Genomic DNA, 19,658 nt, shown 5'->3' on the forward strand with positions numbered 1-19,658 from the left:
GGTGCCCGCTTCGCGGTGCTTGCCATAAATCGAAGGGAAATAGGATGATCGAGCGCAATCATAACCTGATCCGTCTCAAAGAAAAAGCCAGGAACCTACTATTAAGTGAAGCGGGAATAGCACATCGTAAACGTCGGTGCTGGGATGTGGAAGCCGTCTTTGGGAATATCAAGCAAAATATGGGCTTCAAGCGATTTATGCTTCGGGGAATGGAGAAAGTAACTACTGAAATAGGGTTAATCGCTATGGCGCACAACTTAAGAAAATTCAGTATAGCATAGGAAGGGGGCTTCCTTGCCTTTTTTATCATTAAGAATATCTACAAAAGAAGAAGCGCTTCTCTCACAAAAACTTTTATCAATAAAAAAGGCCATCTAAATACTTTTTAGACGGCCTCTTTACATAAGAATTAATTTCTTCTGTTTAGAAGTTAAAAGTAACTCCGGCATTCCAGGTTCTTCCGAATCCGAAATAAACTCTGTTATTAACGTTAACTCCATTGTAAGTTTCATCTCCAGCACCAGCCAAAAGGTTGGTATCGGCTTCAGAAATATACATTGTGTCAAACACGTTATTTACATTTACCCTAAAGTTTAGGCTGTTGTTATCATTACCTATTGGTAATCTAAAAGAAGCTCCGGCATCAACTAATCCAAAAGAAGGTAATTTCAATGCTTCAAAATTCTCTTCTCCTAGTGCATCTGTTGCATCAAAATCAGCATAAAGATTATCAACATATCTGTAGTTTGCGTCAACTCCAAGTCCTTCTATTATTTCGTAATCTGCACCAATACTAGCGGTAAACTGTGGAGCATCTCCAACTTTCACACCATCTAAAGCTAAAGTAGCCGTTTGTGGGTTACCATTCTCATCTAAGATCGGGCTTTGGTCATTGTCGAAATAAGTTGCTTCTACGTCTCCATCATACTCCCAGTTTCCTATAGACATCATACCGTTGAATCTCAATTTATCGGATATTCTTCCGGTAAAATCAATTTCCAGACCAGTATGTATTTGTGTAATTCCATATAGGTTAGCTGTACCTCTAATTTCCTGAGGAGTTTCTGCATTAAATACAGCTCCATCGCTTTCAAATCTATCTGCCCAGGAAGTTCGGTATAGGTTTACGTTTGCACTAAAGAAACTAGATCTAAATCCATAACCAATCTCAGTACCAATTACCTGCTCATTTTGAAGATCTGGGTTTAAGTTATTTCCAAAATTGATATAAACGGCATCAAAAAGAGGCTGTTTAGAATAATAACCTGCGTTAGCATATATGTTATGCATTTCATCTATATTCCAGTTAAGACCCCCTTTAATGTTTCCACCAATAATGTTTTCCCAGTCAGTTTCCTGGCTTCCTTCAAGCTCTCCAAAATACTCAACTCTTTTAAAGCCCTGGTTAGAGATAGATCCCTGAACGAATGCTGAAATAACATCATTGTTATATTCTAACTGCCCAAAAGTACCGGCCCATCTTACTAAACCATCATTATAATAATCGATTTTTTCTTCAGAATCAATATCTGAAAATACCCAAAAATTAGGATCTGCGGAATAAGTTTCGCGTTGTACTGGATTTGGGTCGTTGTTGATGTTATCAGTTTGCAAATAAGCATCCCCTCCAAGTAAATCATTCACCCTTCTGTAATGAATTCCTTTGTAAGTTCTTAAGTCAATACCAACATCTAAAGTAAGTTCTTCGGTTAGTTGATTACTCAGGTTAGATAATACTCCAAACCAGTTGTGAGAGTTAATGGATGCCCTTCTGCTAATACCATTCGCAGAAGAACGATCTCCATTCCCCTGATTAAGATAAATACCATTAGTTAGTGTTCTCTGTCCTTCAGGATTTGAATCGTTACCAAAATCTGGCACAGGTTGACCACTATTATACCTTACAATATCATCCACTCTTATTAAACCATCTTCAGTTCTTGGCAGAGCAAATTGTCTTCTACCATTGATTGTACCGATTTCTCCGGTTCCACCACCACGTCCAAAAGAAGCATAGGCCGAAGTAGATAGTTTGGTCGCTGAATTAATATCAAAATCCCAGTTTAAAGACATAATTGGTTTATGGTAAAAGTTTTTTCTAAAAGAATATTCTTCACCATTTCTATAACCCCATTCTTCGTTATATTTTATATTAGGCTCATCACTGCCGCTGTAACGTTGATAAGTTTCTATAGAGCTACTTCTACTACGTTGGTGGTGCCATTGTGGTGCTCCAGTTACGGTAAACTGAAAATCGTGAGTATCGTTAGGTCTGTATCCAAAACCTAAATAATAGTTGTAACCTTGAAACTCAGTTCCATCTATATACCCGTCACCTTGAGTCTGGCTCAATAAAACTGTAGTAGAAAAACCACTTTCCATTAGACCCGTATTATAAGAAGCCACCGTTTTTAAGTAAGAATCATTTCCAGTCAAAGCTGAAACAAATCCACCTTCAGATCTATCTGCTGCTCTGGTAATAACGTTTATTGTTCCACCTACAGAAGATACTGCTAGTTTGGAAGAGCCTAATCCTCTTTGTACCTGTATAGCTGAAGCTACATCGCTTAAACCTGCCCAGTTACTCCAGTAAACAGCACCATTTTCCATATCGTTAATTGGAACACCGTTTATCATTACTGCAGAGTTGTTGGTATCAAAACCCCTAATATTAATACGAGCATCTCCAAATCCACCCCCTTGTTTGGTGGCATAAATAGAAGGAGTATTGTTTAGGATTTCAGGAAATTCCTGTGAACCTAATTTCTCCTGAATTTCAGCTGCTCTAATTGTAGAAACAGCAACCGGAGTTTCACGGTCTTTAGCTAAATCGGCAATTCCTGTAATTACAACTTCAGCTAAAGCATCTGCATCTGCTCCCAATGTAATAGTTCCTAAATTCTGGGTAGCACCATCTGCAACATTAAAGCTTATGGTTTGTCTTTCGTAACCTATAAAGGTGACGCTAATTCTACCGGAAGCAGACTGAACGTCCAGGGAGAAATTTCCGTCGAAATCTGTAGTAGTACCATTATTAGTACCTACTACCATAACGGTTGCACCCGGAAGGGGACCGTCCATTTCAGAATCTATTACCGTTCCAGTAAGAGTTCCTTGAGCAAAAATTGCAGCTGATGTTAGAAACAACGCTAATGCTAGTAATTTCCTCATTTTTGAATTTTAAGTTGTTTGTTTTTGAGTTTAAATTTCGATGCAAAAGAACTCAATTTATCGACTGCCAAGTTTATGTGATTGTTAAGCTTTTTAACTTTAACCTTTATGTAATAGAAGCAAACTATCTCTTAACAACTTAAATTAAAATGAGATAAAAAAATCGAAACCAGTATAGAAAGAAATAGTTTCTGTTAAAAAAGTTTATTGTTATTAAGTAAATTTTATAGGGGCAAGCCCACGATGCATTTTAGCAGAACACGTTTTCAAACTTTACAACATTTACTAACGAGGCGAGCCTCGGGGTATTTACCCTCTTAGAATAAAAAAACCAGTCCAAAATGGACTGGTTTTAAAGAAAGATAGGTGTTTAATTATTCCCAGGTATTTTCGGCAGCATCGCCACCCCAAATGAGTGTTACGAGGTATGGATTGTCTATAAAAGGATTACGGTTACCCTGAGCCCCTTCAATTACATTATTTCGTTGCATTTCAAAGGCTGATACCGGATCTTCCCTGTTCCATTTAAGGAAAAGTTCCAGGTTTCCAACTTTACTAATATCTTCATTATAACGTACATTTAAATAGAGAATCATACGTGCTACATCCCCTTTCCATTCATCACCCGGAAAAAAAGCATTGTCATTTACAGATTCGTAATTACCGCTTCCATCGGTATAAGGATTATTAGAGCGCAGTTCGTTCACTTCATCATCGGCCACTCTTAGGTGATGTAAATCGGTTACTGCTTCATCACTAGATAATCGGGACTGTGGAAAGGAATGTTCAGTATTGAAAGTTTGTGGCATATAAGAGTTACTTCCTGAAGTATATTCTTCCCAGTACCTACTTTCTCCAGAATAAATAAGAACTACATTGTCTGGATTTTGCAAATCTTCATCAGCGTTGTAAAGATATTCGTGACGTTGACCATACGACAAAATAGTAGTATGCATACCCCTGGTAAGTTCTGAAATTACTTTGTAATTAAGATCTTCGTTTTGAGAAACTGCAAGACCCTCATAATAATCGGCCACTTCTGAAGGAATATTAAAGCTAACCGGGTCGACCAGAGTTATTGTTACGGTAGCCGTAGAGCAGGTTGGCTCAGGTTGATCATCATCACAAAGTGAATAAGTAAAAGTATCGTCTCCCAAATAACCATTTTCTGGTGTATAGGAAATGCTACCATCTTCATTTAAGGTAATGTTTCCACGAGTATTAGTATCGGTCACAGAAGTGATTACTGCCCCATCTATCACTATATCATTATTAAGCAAGCTGGTAATAGTGAATTCTGATGCATTCATATCAATTACTAAAGTATCATCATTAGCAACAGGTGAACCTTCGTCTAAAACATTTACAGTTATAGTTGCCGTGGCACAGGTAGGATCTTCACCTTGATCACAAATGGTATAAGTAAAGGAATCTTCTCCCGCATAACCATCTGCCGGTGTATAAGTAATAGTACCGTCGTCTTCTATAACCGCAATACCTTCCGAATCTTCATAATCAACTGAGGCAATAGATGTGTTATTCACAAGATCATCGTTATCCAGATAATTCACAATGGAAAGGACTTTATCCTCTTCGGTTTCATAAGCATCATCCCGAGCAACCGGTGTAGCATCAGTAACCATAATTGTTACTGTTGCCGAATCACAGTTTGGTGTACTTGCATTATCACAAATGGTATACTCGAAAGTATCTTCACCTGAAAAATTTTGAGGTGGTGTATAAATAAATGTTCCGTCACGATTATCTTCAACGGTTCCGCCTTCTGCGGTTTCGCTGTCAAAATCTACAACCCTGGCATATTCAAAGATAGTGTCGTTTTCCAGCAGGTCATCTATTTCTATGGCCGTATTTTCATTGGTTACGTATTCGTCATCCACAGCAACAGGAACATCTTCCTCACTAACTGGTTTTTCTGGAATTGTCGCAACATCATCGTCGCTACTACAACCAAGAATAAAAATGCCAAAAAATAGAAAAACATACATTTTGATGTTTTTCTGTAGTAAATTATTCATAAACATTGTTTTAAATATATATATATATTTTCAATAGGAAAACCGCCCTTTAAGAGGGGCGGTTCTTCTATTATTTAACTTGTATAGAGTTTAATGCTATTCATTAATAACCCATGCTCCATCTTCTTTTATCAAACTCATAGATTCGACTCCAGCCGATCCAGTATAAACGTCATAAGAAACAACATAACGCTGTCCTTCTTCTGCATTAGGATCTAATTCATCTAAGAACAGGTTAAAAGCCTCCAATAGCATTTCTTCACTCCAGTAGTTTTCATTACCTGGTCGCCTGTCAAAGTTTCCATAATAGCCTGCACTATCTGCAGGGCCAGGATATACATCTATAAGAGCATCGCCAATAAATTCAAAATCAGCATCGGTTAAAGTATATGCTATAGTGTTATCTGGTTCCCATCCTTCACCATCATGTCCAAACTGAATAGTTTGTTCAGTTACGCTTGGTATATAGTTCCAGTTACCGTCTTCAAAGACAAAGTTTGCGTAACGCGTATTAGTGCTTCCTGAAAAGAAATCATAAGCCAAGGCAACAAAGTCTCCTTCTTCAGCGTAAGGGAATTCCGATCCAAGGAAAATCTCTAATTTATAAATTGCTTCATCTTCATTATCAAAGTTAGGATAGCTTTGTCCCATTTCTGTATAATCTTCGGAATCAAGGGTGAAAGGTACATCCCAATCTCCATTAGCATAGGCATAAACCTTAGTCTCTTCAATAGTAGAAACAGAAGCTTCATCGTCTACAACATACTCACCATTTTGAAGTACTACCGCCATCATTTCTGTGCCTGCAGACCCATCATATATAAGATAAGTTACTTCAAAACGGTCACCTTCCACTGCTGCAGGAAAATTTTCAGTTAAAACAATATTTAAGGCTTCCAGAATCATTTCATTACTCCAGTATGCATCATCACTTTCTCTACGGTCGAAGTTGCTATATTGGGCTGCACTAGAGGCAGGTTCTGGATAAGTATCCCCCAATTCTTCACCAATAAGATCAAAATCATCAGCGCTTATTTCGTAGGACGCACCTCCAACGGCTACATAGGCATTTCCGTTAAATTGTACAGTCATATTTTCTGTACCGGGACTACCATCGTAAACTGAATAAGATACACGGTAGGTTTGTCCTTCTACCCCATCAAAATTATCAGGTAGCACAACATTTATTGCTTCCAGGATCATATCATTGCTCCAATATGCATCATTACCTTCTCTACGATCGAAATTGGAAAAATTTGCTGCACTAGAAGCTGGACTTGGATATTCAGCACCTAATTCATCTCCAATAAGATCAAAATCATCGCCATCTATTTCATATTGAATTTCATCGGCAAGTATGTTGTACGTTAACTCTACATAATCTCCATTTTCAGTCTGCGGGTATAGCATTTCTAGAAATTCAAATATCTCAAAGGTATTCGAAAAATAATCTCCCGGGAGATCCAATTCATTGTAATCACTAGAAGTAACGGTGTATTCTTCTACTCTTATTGGATCGTAAAGATTAAAACTTACATTAACAAGCGATCCCTCACCCCATACCGGGAATTGATTGGTTAGTAAACTCGGAATCAAAGCTCCTGCATCTTCAACAGAATTAAAATTGCCAAATGGAAGTTCTAATGTTTCGTAGTCTTCTTCAGTAAGCACGTAATCTACAGTACCCGCTACACCCTCTGTTAGTTCTGCGTCAATTTCTTCGTGGATGTCTTCCATAGGTTCACAACCGGTAAAGGCTAGACCTATAATCATTATAAAAAGATAAAATAACTTTTTCATTTTGTATTTTTTAGAAATTAAGTTTTAGACCAAAGGAAAAGGTTCTGCCGAAACCGTACCATACATCAGCTCCTCTCGCTGTACCATTTGAATCTCTTGCATCGGCAATATAGGTAGTGTCTAAAAGGTTGTTGATATTTCCATTTAAAACAGCATCAAATCCACCAAAATCGAATCCGTAGGTAAGACCAAAATCAACCAAACTATATGCAGGAACTTCCCACGCCTGGCCCATTCTTCCGCTTTCGTCTATCCCTCCATCAGGATTTCTTGTAACCAAACGATCATTCGGATCAAAATCTGCGTATAAATCAGAAAAATAGGTCCAGTTTGCACGAAGTCTTAAATCTTCTAAAACTTCATAATCAGCGCCTAATGCCATAGATGTTTGGGCTGAATTTCCAACTTTAAGATCTTTAATAAATATATCCACGATCTCCTCCAATTGTCCTTCTTCATTAAAAATTTCAACACCGGTTACATCATCCTGCCATACCCAATCTCCAACAGATACCATACCTCTTACTTCTAATGCCTCAATTGCTATAGGCCTATATCTAAAATCCAATTCAATACCCTGGTGCAAAGCATCTATACCAAGAATATTAGCCGTTCTCAATTCACCCCCCTGGCCCTCAAAAGATCTGGTAAGGGTTCTGTCTTTCCAGTTTGTCCAATAAGCATTGATGGAGCCTGATAGAGCCTGGCTTCTAAAACCGTAACCAAGCTCAGCACTTGTTATTTTTTGGTTTTCAGCATTTTCATTTAGAATGTTATCATTTTGCAAGAAAACAGCATTCATAAATGGTGCTTTTTCAAAATAACCGGCATTTGCAAAAACATTATGATGGTCATTAATATTATAGTTTGCACCACCTTTAGCACTATATCCAAGAAAATTTGCCCAATCGGTTTCCTGATTCGGGTCACTGTCTAAATACCTAAAATAATCAATTCGCTTATATGCAGTATTTGAAACTGCTAGGTTAGCAAAAGCAGAAAGCTCATTATTTGAATATTCAGCCTGAGCAAAACCACCAATCCAGTTTACAAGACCGTCGTTATTGTAATTAATTTTGCTTCCTACCTGCGCAGCGTTCACAGGATTGTTCAAATCACTGTCGTCATAAAAATAACTTCCACCTAAAAGGTCATCCACTTCCTGGAAATGTCTTCCCTCGTAGCTTCTTAGATCTAAGCCTGCCATAAGTTCAAGTTCGTCAGTAATATCAGTGCTTAATGTTGAAAGTATACCATACCAGGTATGATCATTTCGGCTTGCCCCTCTAATAGTTTCTGAACCAAGAGCACCGCTTTCTATATTTTCAGCTACAATAGCATCAAAATTAATTGGTTGCATTGCTCCAAAGCGGTAATCAGGACCTTGAGTTTTATCTTCACCTAATACACGCATTCCGCCACCGGTACCGGTAGAAAAATAAGCTGCTGTAGAAACATCTGTCCTATCGCTTATTCTCCAGTAATGGTTAAGGCTTATTTGCGGTTTGTGGTAAAAGTTTTCGCTAAACGTATAGAATTCACCGTTTTTATAACCCCAGTTTGTGTTGTATTTCTCTCCGCGATCACTTTCTCTATAGGTTTTAATTGGAAGTCTGTTCCATCTTTGCCCGTGCTCTTGTGGTGCACCAAAGGCAGTAAAAGAAATTTTGTGGTCATCTCCAAAATCTTTTGAAAGATTCACAAAATATGAATAACCTTCAAAAGGAGTACCATCAATATAACCATCTCCACTAGTTTTTGAAGCGCTTATCGTTGCGGCAAAACCATTGTCTAAAAGACCTGTAGATAAAGTAAATCCATATTTTTGGTAACCGTCATTACCTGTTCCGGCAAAGATATTTCCTCCTTTAGCCATATCGGTAGTTTTGGTAAGTATATTTACTGTACCTCCTATAGAAGGAACGGCAACTCTTGCTGCACCTAAACCTCGTTGAACTTGCATAGAACGTGTTACATCGGCAAGTCCGGCCCAGTTACTCCAGTAAACCCTACCGTTTTCCATGTCATTTACAGGAACACCGTTAATCATCACCGCAATATTTTCGGAATTAAAACCTCTTAAACGAAGTTCTGCATCTCCATATCCTCCTCCAGATTTGGTTGCATAAACACCTGGAGTTGAATTTAACAATTCAGGAAATTCCTGGTTTCCTAACCGTGTTTCAATTTCTTCAGCTTTGATAGTAGAAACAGCAACAGGAGTTTTCCGATCAATTGCTAAAGAATAACTGGTAATTATAATTTCGTCTAAGGCTGCAGCATCGGGATTAAGACTTATTCGTCCAAGATCTACAGTTTGCCCTATTTCTGGGATAGAGTAATCTAAAGTATAGGGTTCGTATCCCACAAAAGAAATTTCCAGGGTACCTGAAGCTTGATTTACTTTTAAACTAAATTCCCCATCAAAGTTTGTTGTTGTTCCTGTATTGGCACCTTTCACCATTACATTAGCACCGGGAAGCGGGCCATCCATTGAAGAATCAATCACCGTACCGGTAAGAGTTCCTTGAGCAAAAATTGTGGCCGAAGTTAAAAACAGGGCCAAAAGTAATAATTTCCTCATGTTTAAAATTTGTTTGTTTTGAGTTTAAGTTTCGATGCAAAAAACGCTAAATACTAACAGGCCAACATTACTGGAATGTTAAGAAATTTAACTTTAACATCTTGTTCGCCGCAAAACTAAAACAAAATTTTAACTAATTGATTTGATGAGGACTATTGATCTCAACATTTTGTTAACAAAAACCCAATTATTCCTTTAAAAAGAAGGATAATAGATTTTTGGTAGAAGAATCGTGAGAATCGGGAGCTTTATTTTCAATTTCCGTAAGGATTTTGCTCGCAAGCTGCTTACCTAATTCCACTCCCCATTGATCGTAGCTAAAAATATTCCAAATCACGCCTTGCACAAAAATTTTATGCTCATACATCGCAATAAGTTTTCCTAAACTTTCAGGAGTAAGTTTATTGATAAGTAGTGTATTAGTAGGTTTATTACCATCAAATTCTTTAAATGGTAATAATTTTTCTACCGCATTTTTAGATAATCCCTTAGTGTCGAGTTCTTGTTTAACCTCAACCTTAGATTTTCCCTGAAGCAGGGCCTCAGTTTGCGCAAAGAAATTTGCCATCAGTTTATTATGATGGTCTTCATCCTGATGCAACGATTTTTTAAAGCCTATAAAATCTGCAGGAATTAGTTTGGTTCCCTGGTGAATTAATTGAAAAAACGCATGCTGGGAATTTGTTCCCGGCTCACCCCAGATTAGGGTTCCGGTTTGGTAATCTATTTTTTTTCCGTTTCTGTCAACGCTTTTTCCGTTGCTCTCCATAATCGCCTGTTGCAAATATGCCGGAAGCCTGTGTAAATATTGTGTATAAGGAATTACCGCTTCACTTTCTGCTTTGTAAAAATTATTATACCAGATACTTAGTAAAGCAAGTTGAACCGGAATATTTTCTTTAAAATCTGAAGTTTTAAAATGTTCGTCCATTTTATGGGCACCATTTAATAAAGCTTCAAAATTATTATAACCTACCGCCAGGCTTATAGAAAGCCCAACAGCACTCCACAATGAAAAACGGCCGCCAACCCAATCCCACATTGGGAAAACATTTTCTATAGCGATACCAAATTCTTCAACGTTTTTTAAATTGCTGGAAACTGCCGCAAAATGTTCTGCAATTGCTTCCTGAGGAGCTGTTTTTCTAAACCAATCTCTTATAGTTTTAGCGTTGGTTAAGGTTTCCTGGGTGGTAAAAGTTTTGGAAACCACGAGAAATAAAGTGGTTTCAGGATTTAAATTTTTTAGGGTTTCATGTATATGATCGCCATCTACATTAGAAACATAATGAACTTTTAAATGATTGTGATAATACTGAAGCGATTCTGTGACCATCACTGGCCCAAGATCTGAACCTCCAATACCAATATTTACAACATCGGTAAAGGCTTTACCGGTATATCCTTTTTTCTCTCCGCCAATTACCCTTTCAGAAAATTTCCTGATCTTTTCTTTTACTTCCTGAACTTCAGGAACAACGTTTTCCCCGTCAAGCGTTATTTGAGCGTCGGTGGGAGCTCTTAATGCAGTGTGTAGTACAGCACGATTTTCGGTCTGATTAATCGCATCTCCATTAAAATAAGAGCTTATAGCTGATTTTAAATCACATTCTTCAGCCAGATCGAGAAGTAAATCACGGGTTTCCGAAGTAATTCGATTTTTGCTGTAGTCCAGGTAAAAATCCTCCCAGGCAATAGTAAATTTAGACGCCCTTTCAGGGTCTTTTTCGAATAGCTCTTTAAGCTGCAATTGCTGCACTTCGTTAAAATGCTTCTCTAATTTACTCCAGGCTGTTGTTCGGGTTGGATTAATATTTTTCATTCAATTTTTTCTTTTCCTGGCCTTGGCCTAAAACTTTATATTTTTTTTTACTAAACAAGTGAAATCTAAAGATTTAATGACAGCATCAATCTTTTCTCAACTAAACATCATTTGGCTTCCCTTAAGAATCTACTTTTTATATTCCTTGTAAGGAATTTCATCCAGCGAAACCTTTAAATCCTCTATCGCCGCGAAATATTCTTCCTTATGCTCAGGTTCTATATGTTTTGCTGTGGGCAAATTCTGGCGGTAAGGATCTACCTGCCTGCCGTGAACCCAGAAACGATAACAAACGTGCGGACCTGTAGCAAGACCAGTACTACCAACATAACCAATAACATCGCCTTGTTTTACTCGTTGGCCACTACGTACATTTCGCTTACTCATATGCAGATACTGCGTAGTATATTTATCGTTATGCCTAACTTTTACATAATTTCCGTTTCCGGAAGTGTAGCTGGCAGCGATTACAGTTCCATCGGCAGTACTTACAATTGGTGTTCCGTGAGATGCAGCATAATCTGTTCCTAAATGAGCTTTCCAGCGTTTTTGAACAGGATGAAACCTTCTTTTAGTGTAACGCGAAGAAATACGGCTATAATTTAATGGCGCCTTTAAAAAGAAACTCTGTAAGGCTTTGGCTTCCTCATCATAAAAACTAGGTTGTCCGGTTATTGAATCAGTCAGATATTCAAAAGCATAATAGGGTCTATCTTCATGTTTAAAAACTGCCGCTTCAACGTTTTCTATTCCGACGAAAATTGTATCATCTATATATTTTTCAGAATAGATCATTTTAAACTGATCTCCCTTCTGAAGTTTAAAAAAGTCAATACTCCATTGATAGATATCAGAAAGTTCATAAACCAAAAGATTGCTCAAACCTTGCGCCTGAACCGCTTCTGAAAGCGAGGAAGTAATTAATCCTGAAACCTCTCTCCTTTTTACACTTACTGGCTTCTTTTTTCGAGCTACGGTAATGCTGTCGCCAATTCCCAGTACGGTATAGTTTACCTTATCATTTTGATAAATAAAATATTGTGGGGTATTTACCGAATCCCTCGCCTTAAGGATTTTGTACTTTTTACCGGCTGTAATTCTAGCGGGATTAAAAGTGTCTTTTACCTTCTCTGAAATCTGATAGATTTTCCCTCGATCTACTCCATGTTGATCAAGGATATAGCCAAAACTATCTCCAGGTTCTATAGTACCATCTACCACTTTGTAGTCGTCAAGAATAAAACCGAATTCTTTTTTGACTGGCTTAGGCGCTTTCTTTTCTACCTTTTCTTCATTCAGGGCGGTTTCTTTTGTGTCATCTTCACAAGCTGTGAAAGCCAACATCAATACCAGTAGGAAACTTAATTTTTTCAATTTTTTAGCAATTTTCTTTCTGTGTGTTAAACATATGGTTTACCCATTCTTTGCCCCAATCTTCTAATTCTTCTTCACTCCATAAATAAGGAAAAAAACTAACTCTCTGAAATCCGGACGGCAAAAATTCTTTCCAATTAGTTCCTCCCGTCGCAGCAATAGTTTCTTTATCCTTATTTAAATACCTGTAAGCAGCACCCATATGCATAAGGGGCCAATTTATATTTACATTGGCGTCAAAATTACGCAATGCTTCTTTTAATCCCTTACTATTTTTAACCGAATCTGGAAGTTGCTGATATTTATGAAAAAGAGTTTTACCCTTATATTCTGAAGCTATTCTTAGAAAACGCTCAGTATAGCGTTTTTCAAACTGCCTTAGCGTTAAGGTTTTATCCCCGGTTTTTAGATCTATGCCACCTTTCTTCCAGTAAATATTTTCGTACAAATCTTCGAGGCTATTCTCTTTGGAAAATTGATCTCTTATTTTAAATGAAACCAAATTTTCTAAAGGAGTTGAATAAATTTCTATCATTCTAAACTGCGCAGATTGAAATCCACTTGCTGGCAGTAAAGACATTCGAAATTTAAGAAACTGCTCTCTTTCCATTCCTTTAATCATCACATCAAAAGAATCGGTTAGAATTCTGAAATAACGATTTAACCGATTGTATTTTTCAATTAAAAAGCTAGCATCAGGAGCTTCAGCTTCAATTATTTGTTTTTGTTCGTGAATAATGAGTTTAAAATAAAGCTCGGTAATTTGATGATAGGAGATAAAAATCTTTTCGTCAGGAAAATGGGTTAAGGTTTTCTGCAAACTTAAAAGTGTATCGATGCTCAAATAATCCCAATACGTGAGGTATTTATCATGTAAAAGCCCATCTAAATAGGAAGCCAGATCCTGACCTGAATTTTTAAATTTCTCCTCTAATGCAAATATACGTTCTGCAATTTCCGGCTTTATTTCCATGTACTAGTCCATAATTATTTTAAACGGATGCTTTAATCCTTTGTATGAATCTAAGTCGGCATCTAAAGAACCAACAGCGAGATTCGCTTCTATTTTAACAGGCACTTTATTAGCATCGTCACTTACCCAAAAAGTAAGACTTTCCTGCTCCTTAAAAACCCGTCCCGCCATAACATAAGGCCTGAATTTTAAGGTAGCAACCTTACCAAATTTGGTTTTTATCACTTCCCTGCCCAAAAACTTCAGTTTAAAATCCATGTTCTCATCATCTATAAAAAGATTGAGACGCATTTCATCACCGGGCCGAAGTTCATCATTTTTAATATTGTTGCGAATATAATAAAATGCCGATAACATATCGTGTACATTCGGCTTGGTAGTATACGTATGATTTTCGTTGTGCTTTTTATCGAAAACGTAAGCCTTATTATCGCTGTGATCAAACTCTATTTCAAGATCCTTGGTATAGCCGCCTTCATTTATATTTCGAATAAATTTATAAGGTTTCCCGGTTTGCTTATCGATATAAGTTTGGTAATTATCATCTACCTTAAAAAACCAGTGCAATAAACCGGTAGATTTTCCTTTTCCTTCAATGTGATAAACAGGAGTTCCGTTTATCTGCGTTTCATCTACTTCTAAAGTAGCAAAACTGGCATTAAAAGGTCCATAATGTATTCGGAATTTAAACCATTCCCCCGCATTAAATGCTTTTTGGGATTGAGCCTGAAGCGCGAAGCCGGCTAAAAGAAAGAGGAACATTGCAAATACACTTTTTTTCATACCAAATTTTTAAATACTGATTTACAGATTGATTGGGCTAAGGATATTTACAATTTCTATTCCAAATGTATTAAAACAAAAAACCCCATCAAATTAATGACGGGGTTTTTGTCTTATTAACCAACTAAAACTTAAATTATGAAAAAAATTAATTACATTATTGGTAACCACTCCAAAAATGCGAGCGCAAAATTCTACATTTAAAAGAGTTATAACAACAATAAAATTGAGTTTAACACAATATTTTAGAATAATTAAATTTTTTAACTTTAAAGTTTAGTTAATTTAAATATTTTAATCTTATTGCAAGGTTCCTCGCAAATCCTGCTCTCTCTCAATTGCCTCAAAAAGGGCTTTAAAGTTTCCTTTTCCAAAAGATTTTGCTCCTTTTCTCTGGATGATCTCAAAAAACATGGTTGGACGGTCTAAAACCGGCTTGGTAAAGATCTGCAATAAATAGCCTTCATCGTCACGATCTACTAATACTCCAAGCTCTTTTAATGGTTCTAGATCTTCATCTATTTGTCCTACTCTATCTAACAAAGTATCATAATATGTTTCCGGCACATACAAGAATTCAACCCCGCGATCTCTTAGTTGGGTTACGGTTTCTAATATATTATCGGTTGCCAGTGCGATATGTTGTACACCCGCCCCGTTGTAAAACTCTATATATTCTTCAATCTGGGATTTTTTCTTTCCTTCCGCAGGCTCGTTTATCGGGAATTTAATTCTACCATTTCCATTACTCATCACCTTACTCATCAAGGCAGTATAATCGGTAGAAATATCTTTATCGTCAAAAGATGCCATTTGCGCAAATCCCATTACTTTAGCGTAAAAATCTACCCATTTATTCATTTCGTTCCATCCTACATTACCTACCATATGGTCTATGTATTTTAGGCCTGTATCTTCAGTCTGCACTTTGGTAGTATAGGTTTTATATCCGGGAAGAAAAGGTCCTTCGTATTCTTTTCTCTCTACAAAAAGGTGAATCGTTTCTCCATAAGTATGAATTCCTGATATCACGGCTTTACCGTGTTCGTCTTCCATCTCATAAGGTGCCACATAAGATTTTGCTCCTCTTTTGGTGGTTTCTTCATAACTCTTCCTGGCATCATCTACCCAAAGCGCTACCATTTTCACACCATCACCATGTTTGTTGATGTGAGCATTAATATCACCTTCGGGCTGAAGTGGGGAAGTAAGTACAATTCTAATTTTCCCTTGCTGCAACACGTAAGAAACACTGTCTTTTCTACCTGTTTCCAAACCTGAATAAGCAACTGGCTGGAAACCCCAGGCGTGTTGGTAGTAATAAGCCGCCTGCTTGGCATTACCCACATATAGTTCAACAAAATCGGTACCCAGAATTGGAAGAAAATCTTCGGCATCCTGCATTACCTTTTCTAATTTAAGTGATGTATTATCAGTACTCATTTTAATATATTTTATTGCTACTTTTTAGCTATTTGAAATTTCTATTATTTATTATGATTTTCTTCCAACCAGGACTTATGGTAGGTTTCATCGGCGATTTCCATCGCATCTTCGGTGAGCATTAATGGCTTAAAAGTATCTACCATCACCGCCAATTCTTCGGTTTCTACCTGACCAATACTACGTTCTACTGCTCCCGGGTGGGGCCCGTGTGGAATTCCCGCCGGGTGGAGTGAAATATGACCCGCTTCAATATCGTTCCTGCTCATAAAATCCCCATCTACATAATACAACACCTCATCGCTATCTATGTTACTATGGCTGTATGGTGCCGGAATACTTTCAGGATGATAATCGTATTTACGCGGACAAAAACTACAAACCACAAAAGCATCGGTCTCAAAAGTTTGGTGTACCGGTGGTGGTTGGTGAATTCTTCCCGTTATAGGTTCAAAATCGTGAATAGAGAAAGCATAGGGATAATTATATCCGTCGTAACCTACCACATCAAAAGGATGGGTAGCATAAACCATATCAAAGATTTCGCCCTGCTTTTTTATTTTAATCAGGAAATCACCTTTTTCATCGTTGGTTTCTAATTCGTAAGGCTGTCTTAGATCACGCTCACAAAATGGAGAATGTTCCAGCAATTGCCCAAACCAGTTTCTATAGCGTTTAGGGGTGTAAATTGGTCTTCTTGATTCTACAATAAATAACCGATTGTTGTCATCATCAAAATCAATTTTATAAATAGTTCCTCGCGGAATCAATAAATAATCACCGTATTTAAAATCGAGGTTTCCAAGATGCGTTCTTAATTTTCCGCTTCCTTTATGAATAAAAAGCAATTCATCTGAATCTGAATTCTTATAAAAATAATCATCGGTAGAACCTTGCGGAGAAGCCAGCGTGATATCAACATCACTGTTGGTTAAAACCACCTTTCGACTTTCAAGATAATCAGGATTCGGTTTTACCTGAAATCCTTTTAAACGATAAGATTTTATATTGTTTTCTGCCGCAATTTTCGGTTTTACACTGTAACTCCCTTTCACCTCTTTTACCTGGGTAGGGCGATGTTCGTGATAAAGATTAGAAGACATCCCATCAAAACCAATAGTACCAAAAAGTTGTTCGTAATAAAGGCTGCCGTCTGGTTTTTTAAAAACCGTATGACGTTTATGAGGAATCTTACCGAGTTTATGATAAAAAGGCATAATCTGATATTTTTAATTCAACTCCCAATTTCTGAAAGAATATTGAGAATTTGTTATTTTTTTTAGTGTTATTTTACTTTAAAACAAATATCGGGAATTTTTAAGGAAACATTTTTAAAACATCTCTAAAAACCGGGAAGAGAAAATCAAAACAATAGAAATAGATTATGAGACAGAAATTTGAGAAATCGGTTAAACCTGCAGAATAAACAGACAAGGAAAATTTAAAACCAAAAACCAAGACTAAAAAACCACTGACTGGCTATAATTTCAGGTGAATAGGTATATTTTACTTCTAAAGGACCAATAAATGTATCCACACCATACCCAAGAGCATAGCCCGTAAAATCTGGCATCGTAAACCAATCGCCAGATGAATATAATTTGTTTCCAACATTGGCAATATTTGCGCTCGCAATCACGTGGTTTTTCCTGAAAATCTCATAATCAAACTCAACAAGACCTTTTATATAACTATCTCCCGACAGACTTATAAAATCGTACCCATAAAACGGAACAAAATTATTTATTAGATTATTCCCATAACCTCCTAAAAAGAAATCCAGCGTGTTTACTCCGTCGTTTCCTATTTTAAATCCTGCTTCAGTCACAATTCGGGTAGAAAATTTGTTGATGGGAGAAAAAGCATAACCTAAGGTTCCTTTTGCAATAGAAAATTCAGAAAAATTATTATTATAATCAGAGGAAAAAAGATAAAGATGGAAATTCCCGTCAAAATAAACTCCACGGGATGGGAAGTATTTATTATCGTAAGAGTCGTATTTTAAATACCCGAAAGCACTATAGTAATGACTGTTTTCAAAAAGCCTATTATCGCTTATTTCTGGGTTTGGATTATTTAAAGTTTCAGAAGCAATTCTTAAAAATTTATGCTCGGCGCCAAGTCCGAAGGAAAAAACCTGTTTAAATAAAGTTTCAGCATAAAACTGGTTGGTGAAATCGCGGTAATCTATATCTATCCTATTTACACCAATATCTTGCAATTCGGCATTTTCACTGGCAAAATCAAAAGAGACCGGATGATTAAAAGTATTGTATCGAGATTTAACACCAATACTCCAGTAAAAACCTTTATCTATATAATAATCAAAATTATACCGAAATTGATCGCCAACCACTACATCCAGAGAAGTCACGTCGTTAGAGAAAAACAAACTTTTATGGGTATAATTAATAAGGGCGCCAATTTGATAAAGTTCGTCATAATGCACCCCTAATCGCAGCAGGCTCTTATTTTCGCTTTCTTCTATCTGCAGGCTTAAGGTGTAGAGGTAATCATCATTATTCGGAATTAACCTATAATTAATCCGGTTGAAGTTTCCGGTCGCAGAAAGATTGTTTATGCCCGAGTTGAGATCTTTAAATGTGAAATCTGTAAAGTAATTTAACCTCAATTTACCCAGTATATAAGAGCGCGGATAGGTATTATTGCCTTCTAACGTGAGTGTACTAATTTGCAAGGTATCCATTTCAGGAATCACAATATTTCTTGGAGTTTCACTCTGTCGTGCGGCAAGCTTTTCCAGGTCATTTTTTCTTCTGAGCGTAGCAACCCTTCCGGAATCTATAATCGCCTCCCCTTTTTCAAACGATAAAACCGAAAACGGACTAATATCGGGTTTGATATAAATATCGGTTTTAGGGATTTTTTCCTTCATATCACTAATTGTCCGGAAATTGCTTATTTGGGCAAGAATATCAAAAACATTGCGTAAATCGTCTTTATTAACCAGGCTATCCTGCACATCTACACCAATAATCACCTCAGCTCCTCGTTTTCTAAGTTCTTCTACGGGATAATTATTAGCTACTCCACCATCGGTAAGCAGTCTTCCATTTAGACTTACAGGACTAAAGATTGAAGGAATGGCGCCACTGGCAGAAACCGCTTGTGCGAGAGAACCTTCATCCAAAATCACTTCTTCCCCGGTTTCCACATCAGCAGCAACACAAAAAAATGGAATAGGCAATTCTTTAAAATCATCTACATTTCCCAGATGCATCGTAAGCTGAGACATTAAATTATAAATGTTTTGTCCCCTGGAGAGTCCTGCCGGAAAGCCAATTTTAAAATCATCAAAAGGCAGGCTAATCGCATATTTTTCGGCATCTTCTTTTTCGTAAAAAGATTTTGCGCTACGCGGAATATTATCCTGAATTAAAATATTGAAATTGGTCTCGTGAAAAATTGAATCCAACTCATTAGCCGTATAACCGGAAGCATACAACCCGCCAATAATAGCGCCCATACTACTCCCGCCAATATAATCTATTCTAATTCCAGCTTCTTCAATAACTTTTAGCGCGCCAATATGAGCAAGGCCTTTTGCACCACCACCGCTTAAAACAAGCCCCACTTTTAAATCTTCCTGCTCCTGGGAAATACTGGGTATAAATGCAAGCAGAAAAAGTAAAAGCAGTAGTTTTTTCATTT

12 protein-coding genes are annotated in these 19,658 nt (G+C 37.1%); 1 reads left to right on the plus strand and 11 read right to left on the minus strand.

What is annotated here, in order from left to right:
* A partial coding sequence (locus LB465_RS01535) for a transposase (protein ID WP_224466204.1) occupies positions 1-281 on the plus strand: 281 nt, incomplete at its 5' end.
* Positions 282-423: 142 nt separating this feature from the next.
* Here the strand turns inward: LB465_RS01535 and LB465_RS01540 are convergent.
* From LB465_RS01540 to LB465_RS01590, 11 genes are all read right to left on the minus strand, one after another.
* Positions 424-3,171 carry a TonB-dependent receptor gene (locus tag LB465_RS01540; RefSeq protein ID WP_224466206.1) on the minus strand — a complete coding sequence of 916 codons (2,748 nt, stop codon included), beginning with the start codon at positions 3,169-3,171 and terminating at the stop codon, positions 424-426.
* A 374-nt stretch (positions 3,172-3,545) separates the two neighbouring features.
* Positions 3,546-5,207 (minus strand): Ig-like domain-containing protein, encoded by a 1,662-nt coding sequence (locus LB465_RS01545; RefSeq protein ID WP_224466208.1) that lies wholly within the window; start codon positions 5,205-5,207, stop codon positions 3,546-3,548.
* Between the two features lie 96 nt (positions 5,208-5,303).
* Positions 5,304-7,007, minus strand: coding sequence for a hypothetical protein (locus LB465_RS01550; protein WP_224466210.1), 1,704 nt, complete (start codon positions 7,005-7,007; stop codon positions 5,304-5,306).
* A gap of 10 nt (positions 7,008-7,017) precedes the next feature.
* A complete protein-coding gene (locus LB465_RS01555; protein ID WP_224466211.1) occupies positions 7,018-9,591 on the minus strand; it encodes a TonB-dependent receptor in 2,574 nt (857 codons plus the stop codon).
* A gap of 187 nt (positions 9,592-9,778) precedes the next feature.
* Positions 9,779-11,413 carry a glucose-6-phosphate isomerase gene (pgi, locus tag LB465_RS01560; RefSeq protein WP_224466213.1) on the minus strand — a complete coding sequence of 545 codons (1,635 nt, stop codon included), beginning with the start codon at positions 11,411-11,413 and terminating at the stop codon, positions 9,779-9,781.
* A 129-nt stretch (positions 11,414-11,542) separates the two neighbouring features.
* Positions 11,543-12,787, minus strand: coding sequence for a M23 family metallopeptidase (locus LB465_RS01565; protein ID WP_224466215.1), 1,245 nt, complete (start codon positions 12,785-12,787; stop codon positions 11,543-11,545).
* 4 nt (positions 12,788-12,791) lie between these two features.
* A complete protein-coding gene (locus LB465_RS01570) occupies positions 12,792-13,760 on the minus strand; it encodes a tryptophan 2,3-dioxygenase family protein (RefSeq protein WP_224466217.1) in 969 nt (322 codons plus the stop codon).
* 3 nt (positions 13,761-13,763) lie between these two features.
* Positions 13,764-14,543: a DUF3108 domain-containing protein gene (locus tag LB465_RS01575; RefSeq protein WP_224466219.1), complete on the minus strand. Its 780-nt coding sequence runs from the start codon at positions 14,541-14,543 to the stop codon at positions 13,764-13,766.
* A gap of 300 nt (positions 14,544-14,843) precedes the next feature.
* Positions 14,844-15,986 (minus strand): 4-hydroxyphenylpyruvate dioxygenase, encoded by a 1,143-nt coding sequence (gene hppD / locus LB465_RS01580; RefSeq protein ID WP_224466221.1) that lies wholly within the window; start codon positions 15,984-15,986, stop codon positions 14,844-14,846.
* A 44-nt stretch (positions 15,987-16,030) separates the two neighbouring features.
* Entirely contained in the window at positions 16,031-17,203 is a 1,173-nt protein-coding gene (locus LB465_RS01585) for a homogentisate 1,2-dioxygenase (RefSeq protein WP_224466222.1), read from the minus strand.
* A gap of 224 nt (positions 17,204-17,427) precedes the next feature.
* Positions 17,428-19,656: a patatin-like phospholipase family protein gene (locus LB465_RS01590; protein WP_224466224.1), complete on the minus strand. Its 2,229-nt coding sequence runs from the start codon at positions 19,654-19,656 to the stop codon at positions 17,428-17,430.
* Positions 19,657-19,658: the final 2 nt, after the last annotated feature.

It is taken from the genome of Salegentibacter lacus, from assembly GCF_020164555.1.
Classification (GTDB): domain Bacteria; phylum Bacteroidota; class Bacteroidia; order Flavobacteriales; family Flavobacteriaceae; genus Salegentibacter; species Salegentibacter lacus.

Bases quoted from the DNA above. Each gene is read 5' to 3' on its own strand.
- LB465_RS01540 (WP_224466206.1), bottom strand. From the start codon at position 3,171: ATGAGGAAATTACTAGCATTAGCGTTGTTTCTAACATCAGCTGCAATT.
- LB465_RS01545 (WP_224466208.1), bottom strand. From the start codon at position 5,207: ATGAATAATTTACTACAGAAAAACATCAAAATGTATGTTTTTCTATTT.
- LB465_RS01550 (WP_224466210.1), bottom strand. From the start codon at position 7,007: ATGAAAAAGTTATTTTATCTTTTTATAATGATTATAGGTCTAGCCTTT.
- LB465_RS01555 (WP_224466211.1), bottom strand. From the start codon at position 9,591: ATGAGGAAATTATTACTTTTGGCCCTGTTTTTAACTTCGGCCACAATT.
- pgi (WP_224466213.1), bottom strand. From the start codon at position 11,413: ATGAAAAATATTAATCCAACCCGAACAACAGCCTGGAGTAAATTAGAG.
- LB465_RS01570 (WP_224466217.1), bottom strand. From the start codon at position 13,760: ATGGAAATAAAGCCGGAAATTGCAGAACGTATATTTGCATTAGAGGAG.
- LB465_RS01575 (WP_224466219.1), bottom strand. From the start codon at position 14,543: ATGAAAAAAAGTGTATTTGCAATGTTCCTCTTTCTTTTAGCCGGCTTC.
- hppD (WP_224466221.1), bottom strand. From the start codon at position 15,986: ATGAGTACTGATAATACATCACTTAAATTAGAAAAGGTAATGCAGGAT.
- LB465_RS01585 (WP_224466222.1), bottom strand. From the start codon at position 17,203: ATGCCTTTTTATCATAAACTCGGTAAGATTCCTCATAAACGTCATACG.
- LB465_RS01590 (WP_224466224.1), bottom strand. From the start codon at position 19,656: ATGAAAAAACTACTGCTTTTACTTTTTCTGCTTGCATTTATACCCAGT.